The sequence below is a fragment of the Glutamicibacter sp. MNS18 genome (assembly GCF_026107515.2).
Classification (GTDB): domain Bacteria; phylum Actinomycetota; class Actinomycetes; order Actinomycetales; family Micrococcaceae; genus Glutamicibacter.
In genome coordinates this window covers 175,583-192,726 of the sequence record NZ_JAPCHW010000007.1, presented here as the reverse complement: position 1 = coordinate 192,726, position 17,144 = coordinate 175,583, and the positions used below count along the sequence as shown (strand labels likewise).

At 64.0% G+C, this 17,144-nt stretch carries 16 protein-coding genes; 7 read left to right on the top strand and 9 right to left on the bottom strand.

Annotated features, from left to right (window positions below):
* Window positions 1-132: 132 nt before the first annotated feature.
* The 6 genes from trmD to OK351_RS12085 all read right to left on the bottom strand — a co-directional run bounded on the left by trmD (window position 133) and on the right by OK351_RS12085 (window position 4,204).
* Window positions 133-942 carry a tRNA (guanosine(37)-N1)-methyltransferase TrmD gene (gene trmD, locus OK351_RS12110; RefSeq protein ID WP_265159267.1) on the bottom strand — a complete coding sequence of 270 codons (810 nt, stop codon included), beginning with the start codon at window positions 940-942 and terminating at the stop codon, window positions 133-135.
* 7 nt (window positions 943-949) lie between these two features.
* Complete coding sequence (gene rimM, locus OK351_RS12105) at window positions 950-1,468, bottom strand: ribosome maturation factor RimM (RefSeq protein WP_306349486.1); 519 nt, start codon at window positions 1,466-1,468, stop codon at window positions 950-952.
* A gap of 176 nt (window positions 1,469-1,644) precedes the next feature.
* Entirely contained in the window at window positions 1,645-1,884 is a 240-nt protein-coding gene (locus OK351_RS12100) for an RNA-binding protein (protein WP_265159263.1), read from the bottom strand.
* 2 nt (window positions 1,885-1,886) lie between these two features.
* The gene (rpsP, locus tag OK351_RS12095; RefSeq protein WP_265159261.1) at window positions 1,887-2,300 is read right to left on the bottom strand and encodes a 30S ribosomal protein S16; all 414 of its coding nucleotides are present in this window, start codon (window positions 2,298-2,300) and stop codon (window positions 1,887-1,889) included.
* A gap of 556 nt (window positions 2,301-2,856) precedes the next feature.
* A complete protein-coding gene (locus OK351_RS12090; protein ID WP_265159259.1) occupies window positions 2,857-3,069 on the bottom strand; it encodes a hypothetical protein in 213 nt (70 codons plus the stop codon).
* Window positions 3,056-4,204, bottom strand: a complete 1,149-nt coding sequence (locus OK351_RS12085) for a hypothetical protein (RefSeq protein WP_265159257.1) — start codon at window positions 4,202-4,204, stop codon at window positions 3,056-3,058. The genes OK351_RS12090 and OK351_RS12085 overlap by 14 nt, the downstream gene beginning before the upstream one ends.
* A gap of 293 nt (window positions 4,205-4,497) precedes the next feature.
* Here OK351_RS12085 and OK351_RS12080 point away from each other — a divergent pair, with 293 nt between their 5' ends.
* Both OK351_RS12080 and OK351_RS12075 read left to right on the top strand, forming a co-directional pair.
* On the top strand, window positions 4,498-5,673 hold the full coding sequence (locus tag OK351_RS12080) for a thiolase family protein (RefSeq protein ID WP_265159255.1): 1,176 nt from the start codon (window positions 4,498-4,500) through the stop codon (window positions 5,671-5,673).
* Window positions 5,674-5,708: 35 nt separating this feature from the next.
* On the top strand, window positions 5,709-6,338 hold the full coding sequence (locus OK351_RS12075; protein ID WP_265159253.1) for a LysE family translocator: 630 nt from the start codon (window positions 5,709-5,711) through the stop codon (window positions 6,336-6,338).
* Window positions 6,339-6,367: 29 nt separating this feature from the next.
* Here the strand turns inward: OK351_RS12075 and OK351_RS12070 are convergent, their stop codons facing one another.
* The gene (locus OK351_RS12070; RefSeq protein ID WP_265159251.1) at window positions 6,368-8,071 is read right to left on the bottom strand and encodes an HNH endonuclease signature motif containing protein; all 1,704 of its coding nucleotides are present in this window, start codon (window positions 8,069-8,071) and stop codon (window positions 6,368-6,370) included.
* 134 nt (window positions 8,072-8,205) lie between these two features.
* Here OK351_RS12070 and OK351_RS12065 point away from each other — a divergent pair, with 134 nt between their 5' ends.
* Entirely contained in the window at window positions 8,206-8,679 is a 474-nt protein-coding gene (locus OK351_RS12065; protein WP_265159249.1) for a DUF3237 family protein, read from the top strand.
* A 212-nt stretch (window positions 8,680-8,891) separates the two neighbouring features.
* Complete coding sequence (locus tag OK351_RS12060) at window positions 8,892-9,626, top strand: hypothetical protein (protein WP_265159247.1); 735 nt, start codon at window positions 8,892-8,894, stop codon at window positions 9,624-9,626.
* A 97-nt stretch (window positions 9,627-9,723) separates the two neighbouring features.
* On the opposite strand, the gene OK351_RS12055 is transcribed toward OK351_RS12060, so the two are convergent.
* Window positions 9,724-10,593: a VOC family protein gene (locus OK351_RS12055; protein ID WP_265159244.1), complete on the bottom strand. Its 870-nt coding sequence runs from the start codon at window positions 10,591-10,593 to the stop codon at window positions 9,724-9,726.
* 212 nt (window positions 10,594-10,805) lie between these two features.
* Between OK351_RS12055 and OK351_RS12050 the strand changes: the two genes are divergently transcribed.
* The gene (locus tag OK351_RS12050; RefSeq protein ID WP_265159242.1) at window positions 10,806-11,879 is read left to right on the top strand and encodes a thermonuclease family protein; all 1,074 of its coding nucleotides are present in this window, start codon (window positions 10,806-10,808) and stop codon (window positions 11,877-11,879) included.
* Between the two features lie 266 nt (window positions 11,880-12,145).
* Complete coding sequence (locus OK351_RS12045; protein WP_265159240.1) at window positions 12,146-13,861, top strand: AMP-binding protein; 1,716 nt, start codon at window positions 12,146-12,148, stop codon at window positions 13,859-13,861.
* A gap of 54 nt (window positions 13,862-13,915) precedes the next feature.
* Here OK351_RS12045 and OK351_RS12040 read toward each other — a convergent pair whose 3' ends face one another.
* Window positions 13,916-15,094: a hypothetical protein gene (locus OK351_RS12040; protein WP_265159238.1), complete on the bottom strand. Its 1,179-nt coding sequence runs from the start codon at window positions 15,092-15,094 to the stop codon at window positions 13,916-13,918.
* 316 nt (window positions 15,095-15,410) lie between these two features.
* On the opposite strand from OK351_RS12040, the gene OK351_RS12035 reads away from it, so the two are divergent.
* Entirely contained in the window at window positions 15,411-17,138 is a 1,728-nt protein-coding gene (locus tag OK351_RS12035; protein WP_265159236.1) for an AMP-binding protein, read from the top strand.
* The last annotated feature ends 6 nt before the right edge of the window (window positions 17,139-17,144 follow it).

The following is a 17,144-nucleotide window of genomic DNA, read 5'->3' as shown; positions in this document are numbered from 1 at the left end:
GCCTGGTGATGCGGTGGTTCCTGCTGTCGGCAACACCCCCTGCGGCAGGCAGCACGACAGAACACACCAAGAGACTATTTTGCCACATGACTTCGGCTCAAGCCAGTTGCCCCTGCCGCGGGTGGCGGTGATCTATGACTCGGTGTCCCAATCCAATTCGGATTTGGGGATGATCTTGCCCTCGTGTACGGCGAAACCCGCATGCCAGAGCTGGTCGCGGTCCTTACGGTTCAGCCTGGCGGCATCCAGCCGGGTGATCAGGTCCGGGCGGCGGGCGGCCGTGCGCCGGATCTGCTCGTCGCGCCGGAAGCGTGCCACACGTTGGTGGTTTCCGCCCAGCAGGACCTCGGGCACCTGGCGTCCGCGCCATTCGGAGGGCTTGGTGTACACCGGGTATTCCAGCAGCACATCCGAGTGTGATTCCTCGACCAGGGATTCCGGGTTGCCGATGACCCCGGGGATTAGCCGGGCGATGGCCTCGACCATCACCAGCACCGCCACTTCTCCCCCGTTGAGTACGTAGTCGCCGATGGATACCGGGATCACATTGAAATGCTCGTGCGCGTAGTCGATAACCCGTTCGTCGATGCCCTCGTAGCGCCCGCAGGCGAAGACCAGCTGGTCTTCCTCCGCCAGTTCGTAGGCCATCTGCTGGTTGAATACCGCACCTGCCGGGGAGGGAACGATCAGTGTGGGGCGCGTCGTCGAGCCCTCGGCGTTGCGGACCGCATCCAGGGCCAGGCCCCATGGCTCGGGCATCATCACCATGCCGGCACCACCGCCATAGGGGGTGTCATCGACCTTGTGGTGGCGGTCGTAGGTGAAGTCACGCAGGTTGCTGACATTCAGGTCCAACAGCCCGTCCTGACGGGCCTTGCCGATCAGCGACAGATCCAGTGGACCCAGGTATTCGGGGAAGATCGAAATGACATCGATGCGCATCCGGTGGCTACTCCTGGCCGTCTTCGCGGTTGACCTCCAGCAGGCCTGCCGGAGGGGTAATGGTGATGGTGCCGGCGTCGATATCGACAACCGGGACGAATTCCTCCACGAACGGCAGGTAGACCTCTTCGCCGTCGTTGTCCTTGAAGACCAGCAGGTCCTGGGCGTTACCGGTGCGCAGTTCGGTGATGATCCCGACCTGTTCGCCTTCGAGCACGACCTTCAGATCCACCAGCTCGTGTTCATACCACTGGTCCCCGTCGTCCTCCTGCTCGTCATCGGTGTCGAATTCCAGGCGGGCCTGGCGCAGGGTTTCGGCCGCGTTGCGGTCGGCGATCTCCTCGAAGCCCAGCAGCAGGATGGCCTTGTTCCAGCGGGCGCTGCGCACGGTCAGTTCCTTGACCGGACCATCGACCACGTGGAACGTGGCGCCTTCCACGAAACGGTCCTCGGGTGCATCGGTGAGTACCTGCACGGTCACTTCGCCGCGGATGCCGTGGGGCTTTCCGATTCGTGCTACCTGCATGCGCATGATGAAAGGATCATTCTCCTTGGAAGAGGTGGAAGGTGCCTCGGGCACCGAACAGTAGTCTATGTGTTGTGGCGTATCGGTGGGACAAAGCGAAAAGGAGTCCCCACCGTTTCCGGCGGGAACTCCCTTCCTGGCGGAGTCATCTTGCGCATGACTCCAAAGTTTCGCGGCTAACGGCGACGGTCGGTGTCAATGACATCAACACGGATCGGCTCATTGGCCAGCGCAGCCATCACTGTACGCAATGCCCGGGCGGTGCGACCCTGACGACCGATCACACGACCGAGATCCTCAGGATGGACACGCACCTCGAGCAGGTCTCCGCGTCGGGTGGACTTCAGGGCGACCCTGACATCCTCCGGCTCGTCAACCACTCCGCGTACCAGATGGTCAAGCGCATCTGCGAGCATTGTTACTCAGCCTCGGTGGCTTCAGCAGCTTCGGCTTCGGCCTCGGCTGGCTTCTCGGCCTTCTTGGTCACGGCCTCCGGCAGGATGACCGAGCCCTTCTGCGGGGCAACGAACTCAGGCTTAGGCTCGGCAACCTTCAAGGTGCCTTCCTGGCCTTCGATGCCCTTGAACTTCTGCCAGTCACCGGTGATCTTCAGCAGAGCGTGGACCTGCTCGGTCGGCTGGGCACCAACGGACAGCCAGTACTGGGCACGATCGGAATCGATCTTGATCAGCGACGGGTTCTCAGTCGGGTGGTACAGACCGATCTCTTCGATCGCACGGCCATCGCGCTTGGCACGCGAGTCGATGACGATCACACGGTAGTGAGGGGCGCGCATCTTACCGAAGCGCTTCAAACGAATTTTTACGGCCACTTTTGTGGACACTCCTGTTATCTCAACATGGTCGAGCCGATGGTTTCTGCGCTTGTGGGGCAAGCCATACTGGATCAGCTCTAAGGACAGGACCTGACATGGAGAGAGGGGCCACATCAAATCAAGTACCCTGCAATTATGCCAGAGCGTGCCGGTATAAACCAACTTCCCGATGGAGAGCCGCCTAACACTGGTCAAGCCACGGTCCCGCACCGCTCAAAGTTGATTGAATGGAACTTCTCTTGAACTCCGTTCGCCTCTGGCGATTCGACTCACTGAAAACACAGCTCCAGCCGATGAGAGCATGACTAACTGGCCGGGATAATTCGTCTCAGCCCCGTCTGCGATGCTCTCCGGATTCACGGATCTTCGGATGAGACTCTTGAGCGCATTGGTGGCAACGACGCCGCGAGGACGCTCCGTTGGATGCGGGACCGGCACACCACAAGGCCATCGGCCATGATGCTCCGTAGCCAGATTTACTCCAACTCCCCGCGGGCTCAAAGTATCCCAATTCGGAGAAATCGGCACCACGGAGTACTCGGTTCGACAACGGCTACTTGTTGTCAGAGAAACGAATTTCGCCACCAATCGCGCGCACCAGTTCCTGGTGCTTCTTGATGGTATCAATCCCGCTGTAAGTCCCTTTCGGATGCGTCACAGGCTCGACAATCCGATAGGCAGCGGATGTATTCATCGGACTCCGGTCATCGCGAATGACCCACTGCCCAGCTGTCACCATCTCATCGTCCTCTTCATACCGAGGCATCTCGAGGGTTTCCTTCCAGCAACATGAATTCGGACGGCATTCGCACTACATACTCAAGATACCGCAGTAGAAGCGCGGCTGTACAGCATACGATGGGTACAGTCCAAAGCACTGCCCACACCCATGGCTGCCACATCGCGGATAAGGCGGCGGCCATGCTGAAGATCCCCATCGCCAACCAGATATTGATCAGCCTCAACCGATGGAATGCGCGCTTCACTACGGCGGCTTCGGGTGTCCTGGCTATCCATGAAAGCAGTAATGCAGGAAGAGCCAGGATCACGGCTGCGGTACTGTGGTTGCGCCAGTTCTTGTGGAGGAATAACGCCGAGTCCCCAAATCGGATACAGGCGAGAAATATGACCACCAAAGTAACCGCAACCAGGACGAAATCGGTAAACCGACGCAGTCCAGCCTCTACCGGACGGACACGGAATTCAAGATGGGCAACGCAAAACCGGGGAATGAACAAGTCGTTTTGCATGTGTGCCACGCTATTCGGCAGGGTCGTATTACCTATAACCCTTGAGCGTGTCTGGTCCGCGTTAACATGTACGAGACTGATCTCGAATATCTCCAGTTCGGGTGGCACCCGAACCTCGAGATGAAGGCTCGACGAAAAGCCGGGGTCACTGATCGGTATCCAGTAACTATCGTTGTCTTCATTGACGTCCAACGGAGACACCAAAGCTTGCAGATCATATCCGTACTTGATGATCATTCTTTGGCCTACCTGAGCTTCAGGAACTTCGACCAGCACGACCCAGGACGACTCCAGAACCCGCACAAGGTCCAAAACGAACTCCATATAGGCCGCGTTTTCTTTATTGGTTCGCTTTTTGCATGCTCGAAACAGGGCTTCAGCCGATTTCACAGGTGCGTTATCACCGTTATTGACAAATCCAAGCAACGTCTCCCGTTCCGTCCCGACGTTGGCAACAGCAACTCCTGCGGATTCTAGCGCATGGCACAACATTTCTTCGACGAGTTCGCTGCTCCTCCTTCGGCTGACAACCGAAAGAGGCGCACCCCCACCGTCCTGAACCCACCAAGACCAGAGAACACCCTTGGGGAGAACTGCGATCGGAATGATCACCTGCCCGGTACTGCCGCGGATCATCGCATTCTCCGGCACTCTTAGATCAAGGGATTCTTGAATTCGAACACGCCCGGGGAGAGTGTGGTCCAACGAATGGACTCGTCGCTGAATCCAACTCGTGGACGAGATCAATAGTGAATTCAATGCGGTACCTTGACTCATATTCCGCCCCCAGTAGTAATCGTTATGCTGAAGTTAACATCAGAGCGATTCAACTAGAAGAGCTGCAGAAGAATCTGTGGACAATCAATGGATTGGGCCTGGGGCCACGATCGACCGCCAGGGGAGTTAATCCACCGCCCCATGGGTTGGACTTCGAAGGAGTAGTCATGACCACCAATGACAAGATCGCGATCATCGGCGGGGCACGCACCGCCGTCGGACGCTTCAACGGCATGTACAGGAACCTGTCCACGGCCCAGCTGGGCGCGGCGGCAGCCACCGGGGCGCTGGAGCGCAGCGAGGTGCCCGTCGACGCGGTGGACGAGGTGATCATGGGGTGCATCGGCCAGGTGGGCCCGGAGTCCTACAATGCGCGCCGGGTGGCGCTGGCCGCCGGGTTGTCCGAGTCGACCACAGCGTTCAACGTGAACCGGTTGTGCGGCAGCGGGGTGCAGGCGGTGTTCAGTGCCGCGCAGTCGCTGGCTTTCGGCGCCACCGAACTGGTGGTGGCAGGCGGCAACGAGTCGATGACCAACATGCCGTACCTGGACTACTCGGCGGCGGCCGGACGCACCCTGGGGCACCGCAAACTGCTTGATGGCACCCTGGCGATGCTCACCGACCCGTTCAGCAACAAGCACATGGGCACCACCGCGGAGAACGTGGCACGCAAGTACGGAATCAGCCGAGAAGAGCAGGACGAGTTTGCGCTGCGTTCCCAGCAGCTGGCCACCTCATCGCAGGGGCGGGCGGCCTTCGCCCAGGAAATCCTCGCCAGCTCGTTGGCCGGTGGCGAAACGCAGGATGTCGACGAGCATCCGCGGGAATCGGTCAGCCGGGAATCCCTGGCCGCGCTGGCACCGGTGTTCGATCCCGAGGGTTCGGTGACCGCGGGGAATTCCTCGGGTATCAACGACGGGGCCGCGGCCATGGTGCTGGCCAAGCAGTCCTGGGTCACGGCGCACGGGGTGGCAGCGCTGGCGACCATCGAACAGGTGACGGTCACGGCCATGGATCCGGCCTATATGGGTTATGCCCCGACGTTCGCGCTGCGCAAGCTGTTCGACCAGTCGGGGCTGGGGCCAGCGGATGTGGACACGGTGGAACTCAACGAGGCATTCGCTGCCCAGGCACTGGCGGTGATTCGCGATGCGCAGCTGATCCCGGAGCGGGTCAACCCCTATGGCGGGGCGATCGCGCTGGGACACCCGGTGGGGGCTACCGGCGCGATCCTGGTGCTGCGTGCGGCGCTGGACCTGCAGCGCAGGGACCTGACCTATGCGGTGGTGAGCCTGTGCATCGGTGGCGGGCAGGCGATCGCGATGCTGTTGAAGCGGGCCTGAACCGGATTGACCGGGCGCCGATTTATCCTTGAGCCATGACTGTTACCACCGCCCTGCTTTCCTTCGCCCTGGTGGCCGGGCTGATGACCCTGGTGCCCGGGGTGGATACCGCGTTGATCCTGCGCTCCGCGGTCACCCGCAGCCGCAGGGAGGCCCTTCTGGCGGCGCTGGGGATCTGCACCGGCGTGCTTCTCTGGGGTGTGGTGGCCGCGGCGGGTGCCTCCGCGGTGCTGGCCGCCTCGCAGCTGGCCTATCGGGTACTGACCTTCGCCGGTGCGGGCTATCTGGTGTTTCTCGGTGCCCAGATGATCTATCGCAGCTTCACCCGTCGGCAGCCTGGCACGGTCGACGTGGGTGTGCCCGGCAGGACGCATCGGGCCTTCGGCGTGGGTTTGCTGACCAATCTGCTGAATCCGAAGATCGGGGTGTTCTATCTGGCGGCGATCCCGCAGTTCACTCCCCCGCAGAGCCAGGCGCTGTTGATGGGCCTGGCGTTGGCCACGGTGCACGTGGTGCTGAGCCTGGTCTGGGCCGGGGTGCTGATCTTGGGGGCGACGCTGGCCAGCCGGTGGCTGCGCACCGGGAAGGCGGTGGGCATCATGGACCGGATCACCGGGACGATACTGATCGGGTTCGGGCTGCGGGTGGCATTCAGCCGACCGTAACCGGGCACCAGGAGCGGGTTTCGGGCAGACTACACCCAATAGCTGTTGCGGCGCGGTATCTGTTCGGGGTCCAGATGCCGGGGCAATATCGCGTAGGGCAGGCCGTCGATGATCCTGATCGTGATCAGCCCCTGGTGGACCAGGGCGTGGTGGCCCTTGCACAGGCAGGCGCAGTTTCCGATATCGGTCTTGCCGCCTCGTTGCCACCATGTGCAGTGGTGGCATTCCACCAGTTCCGGTGGCACGGTACAGCCCGGGACGATACACCCGCCATCGCGGGCCAGGGCCAGCTGGCGTTGCAACGGGGAGAAGAGCCGTTGGGTCGCGCCGGCGTCGATGACCTGGCCCTTGCCGTTGAACACGATCGGCAGGATGTCGGCCTCGCATAGTTGTTGGCGCATTTGCCCCGGATCCAGTTCCACCCCGTGAGCGGTGACGCCCCGGGCGGAGGCCAGGTCCTGCAGGTCGTCGATGACCAAGCGGACGGTCACCAGTGGGGTGATGGTCTTGGCGGTACCCTTGCCGGACGGTCGGGCCAGGGCCGCCATGAAGGCGTTCAGCCGCCGTTGCGGGACAGACACCTGCAGTCCGGGCAGCAGCTCCACCTCGGTTTCCGCGGCGGATTCAGCCGGCTGGTTGGCCGGGTTCCCGGTTTGATCCGAGTGGGCCTGCCCCGCATTGCCGCCGGTGTCCTGCATGGTGGAGTCCCGGACCGGGCCCGCTTGGCTGGATTGCGCGGGTACCGGGGCCGGCGCGGAGTCATCGGGCGGCTGCGCCCAGTCCGGTGCCGGGTCGGTGCTGGTGAACAGATCCGGCAGCGGAGGTTGGATGGACTGCTCGGGTTTCCGGGCCGCGGACCCGGCCTGGGTGCGCGGGTTATCGGCCTGGGCGAGCAGGGAACGAACCTGTTCGGCCTGGACTCCGGCGACCCGGACGACGTATTCGTCCACGCCGTTCTTGGTGCCGCGCGGATAGATCCCCGTTTCCGGGATGGCGACCAGGTTGTTGTCCGTGCGGTAGCCGGTGAGCAGCTGGCCCATCTTCTTGGTTGCCGTGCGCTGGTCCGTGGTGGACAGGATCGTGACGGCGTGGTCTTCCAGCAGCTGCCCGTCGCGATGGCGGGCGGAGGGCTGCACCGGGATGCCGTCGAAGGTGGTATCTTCCGGTTCGAGCTTGTCCAGCTGGCGGGCGGTGCGGGCCACCAGTCGCGGATCGACGGCGGGCGACTGCCCATGCAGTTTCGCCAGCCCAGCAAAGCGTGGGGTACCGGTGGAACCATCCATATTGCGGCGGGCCACCAGCAGCCGGGAGTCGGCCAGCCGGCGTTTGGCTTCGAAGTAGTCGATGCCCAGCCAGGCGGCAATGAATTCGCTGGTGTCCTGGTAGCAGCCGCGGCCGGTAGCCAGTGCCGGTTCGCTGCCGAAGTCCACCCGGTGGCCGGTGATGGCCTGCAGTTCCGTATCATCCAAGGCGTGGGCACCGGTGGATTCGCAGTCCACCATGACCTGCAGCTGCTCGCGCAGGCTCCAGCGGTAGATGGCCTCCACCCGTTGGGCATGGGCGGCGGCGAGCCGGGGGTCCTGCCCGGTGCGCACGTATCCGGCGACCTTGAGCAGCAGGGCAAGGCAGAGATCGGTGATCTCCAGGACCAGCCCAGCCATACCCCGCGGCCACGCCGCGGACACCAGATCGCGCAGAACGCTCAATGCGCCTGGCAGTACGTTGCTCTTCATGCACCCCAGTGTGCCCCGGAAACCGGGTGCGCAACCGGGGTGTCGGCCATCGGTGGATAACTTTCCGGCAGGTGTGTGACGCGACGTGGCCCGGCGGCCGGCACCCGGTGCGCAACGCCGGTTAGGGTGGGGGCATGGATGAGTACCCCGTCGCACCCCAGCTGGAATTTTTCGCCTCCGCCACCGTGGAGGTGGACCCGCCCATCGAGATCGGGCAGACCATCGACGGGATGCGCAAGCTGATCCCGATCCGTGGCGGCAGGGTGCGCGGCAGGGGCTGGAACGGGCGGGTGCTCGATGCCGGGGCGGATTTCCAGTTGTATCCCAGCGCCACCACCTCCTACCTGCATGCGGTGTACGTGATCGAAGCCGAGGACGGCAGCCGGCTGTTCGTCGACAACCAGGCGCTGCGCACCGGCAGTGCGGCGGACCTGGCCAAGCTGGTGGGCGGTGAGCCGGTGGATCCGGCGCGGATCTATTTCCGCTTCACCCCGCGGGTGACCACCGCGGTGGATAACGGCTTCGCCTGGGTCAACGACACGGTGTTCCTGGGTAGCGGCAGGCGGCTGCCCGGGGCGGTGCAACTGGATTTCTTCGCGGTGCGCTAGCCTCCGGAGGGACCGGCCGTGAGTTCGGCCACCAACGGAGCATAATTCGCTGGGCGTCCGTGGCGTCGGATGGCCTGCACACACGTCGTCAAGTAGCGTTTAGGGGGTCGGGTCCGGTGCCGGATCCGGCACCCGATAGTGATCCGTCTGCCTCACCCCGTTGGCCACCGCGCACCGGTGGTGGAAACGGCCCCAGCTAGCGAAAGGCCACCATGCACGCACTGACCCGTTCCCGCACGATGCTCGCCGGTGCCCTGCTGCTCACGACCGCGCTCGTGGGTTGCTCGGCCTCGACCCCCGATGCGGGGCAGTCGGCCGCTCCGACCAGCGCAGACCAGCAGGAGCCCAGCCCGCAGCCGCAGGTTGCCGCCGAACGGGTGCAGCTGGCCCAGGGGCATTTCGCCATCGCGCTGCCGCAGGGCTGGGCGATGCGCGAGATCGAGAACGAGTACTACCAGTACAACCAGGATTCCGCGGCCAGCGTTGAGTTCCTGAATCCGGCCGGCGAGCTGATGGCCACCTTGCGCACCGGGGCCGAGTCCCTGGCCGAGGATGCCATGCCCAGCACCCCGGAGGAGAATGTGCTGATCGACGGGGCGACCCTGGACGCCACCGAGGGCCCGCACCTGTCCTTCATTGCCGCGGCCGCGAACCCCGATAGCGCGCTGATCGCACTGACCGAGGTCAGCCCGGACCAGCAGGCCGACTACCAGCCGGTCTCCGCATCCTTCAACTACCAGGGCGGCAGTGCCAGCTTCCAACGGCAGATCGAGCCCGATGACCAGCTCACCGATGTGGATCCGGACCTGCACGGCACCAAGCGGATGCGTGCCTACCTGGAAACCGGGGAGTACAAGCAGCTGAAGACCCTGATGATGTCCTTCGAGCAGCTCAAGGAGATCACCGGGCAGCCGCCGCAGGAGCCGACCAGCACCCCCGAGGGCTGAACCGCTTTCCGCAAACCCGTCGTGACCGGGTAACGGTCCGGCGGGTTGTGTGCCGCCACGGGGCCATCCCGACAACCGGTGCCGGAGCCGCGGCCGGTCAGCCCACAGCCACGCGCAGCGCGTTGTTCCAGGGGTCGCGGAAGCGCAGTTCGGCACCGGTGTGGTGGTTTTCCAGCTTCGCGTGATCCAGCCGTTCGGCGATTTTGCCCACCTCGTCCGTGCTGGGGACGTTGATCAGCACCTCGCCCAGTCCCAGGGTGTCCCTGCGGGGCCCGGCGCCGCGCGAGTTCCACACGTTCATGGCCAGATGGTGGTGGTAGCCGCCGGCGGAGACGAACAGGGCGGTATCACCCAGGGTGGCGGTGGCGTCGAAGCCCAGGGTGTCCACATAGAACCGCCGGGCGGTGGCCAGGTCGCCCACCTGCAGGTGCACATGTCCGATGCCGGCGCCGGCGCTTCGCAGGTTCGTGAAGGATTCCTCGCTCAGGTGGTTGTCGAGGTAGCTGTTCGGATCCAGGTAGATGGTGTCCATGGCCACCTGTCCGCCGTTCCAGTTCCAGGTTTCGCGCGGACGGTCCCAGTACAGTTCGATGCCGTTGCCCTCGGGGTCGGTGAAGTAGAAGGCCTCGGAGACCAGGTGGTCGCTGGAACCGACGAAGCGGGACTTATCGTGGCGTGCGGCGGCGTAGACGGTGGCGGCCAAATCGGCCCGGGTGCCAAAGAGCAGCGCGGTGTGGAACAGTCCGGCTTCGCCGCGGGCCGGCAGTTGCAGGCCCCGGGCATTGCGCAGGTTCACCAGCGCTGTGCCGCCGCGGCCCAGCAGGGTTCCCGCAGCATCCTCGGCCAGCACCTCCAGGCCCAGGGCGTTGCGGTAGTAGTCGCCCATGAGTTCGATGTCGCCGACCTTCAGCTGCACCGCGCTCATGCTCAGCTGCTCCGGGAGCTTGTTCTCCGATATGTTCTGCATGCCTTGCCGTCCCCTCCGGGGTCTTCCGTGTGATCCTGCTGGAACCAATCCTACGCTTAAGTGATTGAAGCTTCAAGTTTTTATGTGGGTACGGGGACCCGGTTCACGCACTGGAGGCAAGTTGGAGCTTCCGCCGGAAACCGCTTCAATAGTCCTGAGGGTCGAAGGACCTGATCACACGCATTATTTGGGGAGAACACACGATTAGCATGATGAGTACCAAGAGCAAGTGGATCGCCGCCCTGGCCACCGGGGCGCTGGTCACCACCGGTGTCGCCTATGCGGCGGCGCCACCCAAGGATTCCCGCGGCACGATTGTCAAGGTCATTGACGGTGACACGGTGGATATGAGGATCGCTGGCGAAATGACCCGGGTGCGGCTGCTGAATATCGATACCCCGGAAACGGTGCACCCCAATATGGAGGTGGAATGCCTGGGCCCGGAGGCCAGCAACTATCTCAAATCGCTGCTCTCCCCGGGAGACAAGGTCAAGCTCGAATACGATATCGAGCGGACCGACCGCTACGGACGAACCCTGGCCGGGGTGTACAAGGATGACAGCCTGGTTAATGCGGATATCGCGGCCGCCGGGTTGGGCATTGCCGTGAAGTACGAACCGAACACCAGGTTCTACCCCGAGGTGCTCGCCGCGGAACAGGGCGCCCACGGCAATGCCTTCGGATTATTCAACGCCGAGACCGAATGCACGCTGCCGGCCCAGTTCACCGAGGCACTGGAGGAACTCGAGCAGGTCCCCGAGGCGCTGAGCGGCGATATCGCCGAAGCGGGCTCGCTGGCCGGCCAGGCCGCAGCGGCCATCGCGGTCGGCGTCGGCCTGAAATCCGCACTTGAGGCCATCACCCCCGATACCCACCCGGTCACCCATGCGCTGCTGGTCGGCCGGTACGCGCCGTCGGTGACCACACTGAATGAGTCCATCGCCCATGCCGAACGGACCGAGAAGGCGCACAAGGACCAGCAGGCGAAGCTGGTCAAGGCCGAGGAGGAACGACTAGAGGCCGAGCGCAAGCGGAAGGAAGAGGAGGAGCGCACAAAGCGGGAGGCCGAAGCCCGGAAGAAGGAAGAGCAACGCCAGGCCGCCATCGCCGAGCAGAACCGCATCCAGCAGCAGAAAACCCAGCAGCCAAGGAAATCAACGCAACCGGCCCCGCGGAAGACGACACCCAAGAAGAGCACCCCGAAGTCGACCCCGAAAAAGAACAACTCCAAGTACACCGGCCCGCGATGCTACGCCCCGGGCGGCAAATCCTGGAAGCCGTGTTAACCCGGCCTGCGGGCCAGCGGGAACGCTGAACCAACCAGCGACCATGGCTGATACCGGGGCCCTGAAGGAGGTGCCCACCCTCCTGATCGGGGCCCCGGTCCCCCTGGTGACCGATGAACCCTGCGCCCCTGGACACGCCGCCCGGTCACCGGGCCAATTCCCGCCGCACCGGCACTTCCAATTGATAGGACATCAAAGTATATTGGCGAGTGACTCGCATCACGATTGCCCATGGTTTGCATGACAAGGTAGGAAAGGTTGTTCCATTGAACGTCACCGAAGAATTCCGGGCTGCCCGCGACCACCTGCTGGCCCTGCGCGAGGACTATGCGCAGGCCCGATCCACCTTCCGCTGGCCGGCCTTCACGCACTTCAACTTCGGGTACGACTGGTTCGACCAGGTAGCCGCCGGTGAACGCGGGTCATCCGATGCGCTGGTGATTACCGAGATGGATGGAAGTTCGACCCGGCGGACCTGGCGGCAGCTGGCCGAGCGCTCCACCCAGCTGGCCGCCTGGTTGTCCTCCCAGGGGGTGCGGCGTTCGCAGAAGGTCATCGTGATGCTGACCAACCAGGTGGAGCTGTGGGAAACGATGCTCGCCGGAATCAAGCTCGGGGTGGTGCTTATCCCCTGTACCGTGCAGCTGACCCCGGCCGACCTGGCCGACCGCATCGAACGTGGCGGGGCGAGCTGGGTGATCACCAATGCCGACCAGCTGGGGAAGTTCGCTTCGGTGCCCGGGGATTTCACGGTGATCCAGATCGGCGGCGACCCGACGCCCGGAACCCTGGACTATGCCCGGTCCCTGACCGCCCCGACACACTTCAGCCTTCAGGAACCGACCCGGGCCGATGAGACCCTGCTGCTCTACTTCACCTCCGGCACCACCTCACGCGCCAAGCTGGTGGAGCACACCCATGCCTCCTACCCGGTCGGCCACCTGAGCACCATGTTCTGGATCGGGTTGGAGCCCGGGGATGTCCACCTGAATGTGGCCTCCCCGGGCTGGGCCAAGCACGCCTGGTCCAACCTGTTCACCCCGTGGATCGCCGAGGCCACGGTGTTCATCTACAACTACGACCGCTTTGATGCCGCGGCGTTGATGGAACAGATGGATACCGAAGGGGTGAGCAGCTTCTGCGCCCCGCCCACGGTCTGGCGGTTGCTGATCCAGGCCGATCTGGGGCAGCTGCGCAACCCGCCGGGCAAGCTGGTTTCCGCCGGGGAGCCGCTGAACGCCGAGGTGATCGGCCAGGTCGAACGTGCCTGGGGCCAGGTGATCCGCGATGGTTTCGGGCAAACCGAAACCACCGTGCAGATCGCCAACCCGCCCGGTGAACGGATCACCATCGGGGCCATGGGACGGCCCATGCCCGGCTACGAGGTGGTGCTGCTTGATCCGGCCACCGGTGAGCCGGCCGACGTGGGCGAGATCTGCCTGCGGCTCACCGATCGCCCGCTGGGCCTGATGAAGTCCTACTACCAGGACCCGGAGAAGACCGCGGATGCGTTCCGCGACGGCTACTACCACACCGGGGATATCGCCCAGGCCGACGAGCAGGGGGTCCTGACCTATGTGGGCCGGGACGATGACGTGTTCAAATCCAGCGACTACAAGCTCAGCCCATTCGAACTGGAATCGGTGCTCATCGAGCACCCGTTGGTCGCCGAGGCCGCGGTGGTCCCAGCGCCCGATGACCTGCGGCTGAGCGTTCCGAAGGCATTCGTGGTCCCGGTCAACGGCCAGGAACCCGGCCCCGAACTGGCCGAAAGCATCCTGGCCTTCTGCCGTGAGCACCTGGCCCCGTACAAGCGGATCAAGCGCCTGGAGTTCACCGAGCTGCCCAAGACCATCTCCGGCAAGATCCGCCGGGTGGAACTGCGCCAGGCCGAAGCGCAACGGCATCGCGATGGCGCCGGGGCCGGGAGGGAATACCGGGACACCGACTTCCCGAGCCTGGGCCACCGCGCCAAACGGTAGCCGGCAACGGATCCGCGGCGGCCAGTGCGGCAGCCGCGGATCCGGGAACGGTGCTCAGTGCTTCTTGCGCAGCGCGTCGCGCACACCGCGCGCCAGGTAGTAGGCGGCATCCGAGTACCAGAAGAACATGATGGTCCGCCGCCAGCCGGTGCCGGGCTTGCCCTTGAGTTTCATCCAGCGGTGGAACAGCACGCCGGCGGCGATCACGCCCAGTGAGGAGGTGATCAACGCGGTGGGGCTCCACCCCGTGCGGTAGACCAGTTTCCAGATGCCCTGGGCCGAGGAGATTTCCTCTTCCAGGGCCAGGTTAAGGCCCGTCACCATGCCGCCACGCAGGTCCTCGAAGTCGGAGGGCACCGGATCGCCGTTGGCCAGGTCGACGATCTGCTCGGGCAGGTCAAGTGAACGGATGAAGTCGCGCAGCGCCGCCTCGGTGCGTTCAGCACAAAGCACCTTCACTGCCGCGGCGGCTTCGGGCCACAGCTCTTCGAGTTCCTCCAGCTCCGCGGTATCGGCGCCATGCAACCAGAGCCCCAGATCCTGCTGTAGCTTGGCTGCGGGGCTTCCGGAAGCCACGGCGGGCACCGCGCGTTCCCCGGTGGACATCCAGTACTCCAGTGCCACGCTCCCGGCCACATTCAGCGTCCCGGACCGGGCATGGAGGCGGATCTGGTAGACGTCCTCGTGCCGGATGATATCCACTGCGGGCACCATCTTGCGGCCCAGCACGATATCCACCGATTCACCTTCGCGTACCGCCAGCAATCCCTGCTGGTCTTCGCGCAGTTTCCAGCCGCCGCCCTGTCCGACGCTCGACATGGCCAGCTCGCTGCGTGGCAGGCGCGGACCGGCGACAACCTGGGGCGTGGTGGTTTGATCCATGCCCTCGAAGGCGGCTTCGTCGTCCAGGTCCAGTTCCTCACCGGCCGCCAGTTCGCCGTCGAGGTAGATCGAGTCGGCCCCACTGGCCTCAAGCAAGGCCTTGGCGAGCTCTTCGGTGCTGCCCTTGGCAAAGGACAATTCTCCGGCGGCATTGGCGGTCAACGGCACCTCGTACTCGTCCATGGCAAGGTCCGCGGCCACGAAGGTGAAGTGGTCCCCCGCATCCGAGCTGCCGCAGTAGCCAACCAGGTCCAGTGCGCTCAGCGCCTCGTAGACCCGCTGCCCGGCTTCCGCCCGGCGCCCGCGGTAGTGGAAGCTCAGCGATAGCACATTGAATTCTTCGGTACTCATAGACTTCTTTCGTTCGAGAAAATCTCACCTCCTCTCATCCTATGCCGCAGCACGGCCGTGGCCATCAACCTCGGGGCGGATCTCCAGCAACGGGCAGGGACACCGCATCCTTCCAAAGACGGAACCGGGCTCACGTGGCCCGGTGGCTTCGGGCTTCAGAAACCGGCTGTCCGAATGGTCAATAACGCCGGCCCAAGGCAAATCCACCGCTCACGGTGCCGCAACACTTCTTGATTATTGGACACCAGCGTATATTGGCAACAGATTCAGCGACCTGACCAGTCGGGTTCAAGCACTTGCGGGAAAGGGCCCTGCCATGTCCACAAATTTCGACACCTTCCGTGCGGCACGTGACCTGCTGCTGGAGACCCGCGGGGACTACGCCCGGGCGCGTAGGGAGTTCCGCTGGCCGGAGTTCACGGATTTCAATTTCGCCTACGACTGGTTCGACCAGATCGCCAGGGACCCGCAACGCGCCGACACCCCGGCACTGATCCTGACCGAAACCGATGGCAGCAGCGCCCGGTATACCTGGGCCGAACTCTCCGCCCGTTCCTCCCAGGTGGCCCGGTGGCTCAGCGAGCAGGGCTTCGAACGCGCGGACACCATGATCGTGATGCTGGGCAACGAAATCGCATTGTGGGAGATCATGCTGGCCGGGATGAAGCTCGGCGCGGTGATCATCCCTTCCACCACCCAGCTGACCAGCACCGACCTGGTGGAGAGGATCGAACGCGGCAAGGCCAGCTGGGTGGTCACCAACGCGGAACAGGTGCCGAAGTTCGCGCAGGTTCCCGGCACCTACCGGCTGGTTCAGGTGGATGGGACGCCCGGTGAGGGCATCCTGGACTATTCGCAGTCCCGGAATTCGGAGGCGGACTTCTGCCTGCAGACACCGACTGCCGCGGATGAGAACCTGCTGCTCTACTTCACCTCCGGCACCACCTCACAGGCCAAACTGGTGCAGCACACCCATGTGTCCTACCCGGTGGGGCATCTGGCCACCATGTACTGGATCGGCCTGGAACCAGGCGATGTCCACCTGAACGTGGCCTCCCCCGGCTGGGGCAAGCACGCCTGGTCGAACTTCTTCGGACCGTGGATCGCCGAGGCCACAGTTTTCGTCTACAACTACGACCGTTTTGATGCCAAGGCCCTGATGCAGCAAATGGATGCTCAGGCGGTCACCAGCTTCTGCGCCCCGCCCACCGTCTGGCGTTACCTGATCCAGGCGGACCTGGGTGAACTGCGCAACCCGCCGGGCAAGCTGGTCTCGGCCGGCGAGCCGTTGAACGCCGAGGTGATCGACCAAGTCGAACGTGCCTGGGGCCAGATGATCCGTGACGGCTACGGCCAGACCGAGACCACCGTGCAGATCGCCAACCCTCCCGGTGAACGGGTGAGCATTGGCGCCATGGGGCGGCCGATGCCCGGCTACGAGGTGGAATTGCGCGATCCGACCACCGGGGAACCGGCTACCACCGGTGAAATCTGCCTGCGGATCGACCCGCGCCCGGTGGGGTTGATGAAGGGCTACTTCCAGGACCCGGCGAAAACCGGGGAGGCGATGAGCGGCGGGCTGTACCATACCGGGGATATCGCCGAACGTGATGAGCATGGGGTCCTGAGATATGTGGGCCGTGCCGACGACGTGTTCAAGTCCAGCGACTACAAGCTCAGCCCCTTCGAACTCGAATCGGTGATCCTGGAGCATCCCGCGGTGGCCGAGGCGGCCGTGGTACCCGCCCCCGATGCGATGCGTCTAAGTGTGCCCAAGGCCTTTGTCATCCTGGCAGCAGGTTACGAAGCCTCTGCCGAGGTCGCCGAATCGATTCTCGGCTACTGCCGTGAACACCTGGCACCCTACAAGCGGATCCGCCGCCTGGAATTCGCGGACCTGCCCAAGACGATTTCGGGCAAGATCCGCCGGGTTGAACTACGCCAGGCCGAGCAGGCCGCCTCCGGCAACGGACGGGTTCCGGGCACCGAGTTCAGGGATACCGACTTCCCGGCGCTGCGAAGTCTGGACAGGTCAAAAGATTGATACCTG

Coding starts and splice junctions, on each gene's coding strand:
- OK351_RS12075 (WP_265159253.1), top strand. CDS start 5,709: ATGACTGTTACCACCGCCCTGCTTTCCTTCGCCCTGGTGGCCGGGCTG.
- OK351_RS12035 (WP_265159236.1), top strand. CDS start 15,411: ATGTCCACAAATTTCGACACCTTCCGTGCGGCACGTGACCTGCTGCTG.
- trmD (WP_265159267.1), bottom strand. CDS start 942: ATGCGCATCGATGTCATTTCGATCTTCCCCGAATACCTGGGTCCACTG.
- OK351_RS12070 (WP_265159251.1), bottom strand. CDS start 8,071: ATGAAGAGCAACGTACTGCCAGGCGCATTGAGCGTTCTGCGCGATCTG.
- OK351_RS12055 (WP_265159244.1), bottom strand. CDS start 10,593: ATGCAGAACATATCGGAGAACAAGCTCCCGGAGCAGCTGAGCATGAGC.
- OK351_RS12050 (WP_265159242.1), top strand. CDS start 10,806: ATGAGTACCAAGAGCAAGTGGATCGCCGCCCTGGCCACCGGGGCGCTG.
- OK351_RS12065 (WP_265159249.1), top strand. CDS start 8,206: ATGGATGAGTACCCCGTCGCACCCCAGCTGGAATTTTTCGCCTCCGCC.
- OK351_RS12080 (WP_265159255.1), top strand. CDS start 4,498: ATGACCACCAATGACAAGATCGCGATCATCGGCGGGGCACGCACCGCC.
- OK351_RS12090 (WP_265159259.1), bottom strand. CDS start 3,069: ATGCCTCGGTATGAAGAGGACGATGAGATGGTGACAGCTGGGCAGTGG.
- OK351_RS12040 (WP_265159238.1), bottom strand. CDS start 15,094: ATGAGTACCGAAGAATTCAATGTGCTATCGCTGAGCTTCCACTACCGC.
- rimM (WP_306349486.1), bottom strand. CDS start 1,468: ATGCAGGTAGCACGAATCGGAAAGCCCCACGGCATCCGCGGCGAAGTG.
- OK351_RS12060 (WP_265159247.1), top strand. CDS start 8,892: ATGCACGCACTGACCCGTTCCCGCACGATGCTCGCCGGTGCCCTGCTG.
- OK351_RS12100 (WP_265159263.1), bottom strand. CDS start 1,884: ATGCTCGCAGATGCGCTTGACCATCTGGTACGCGGAGTGGTTGACGAG.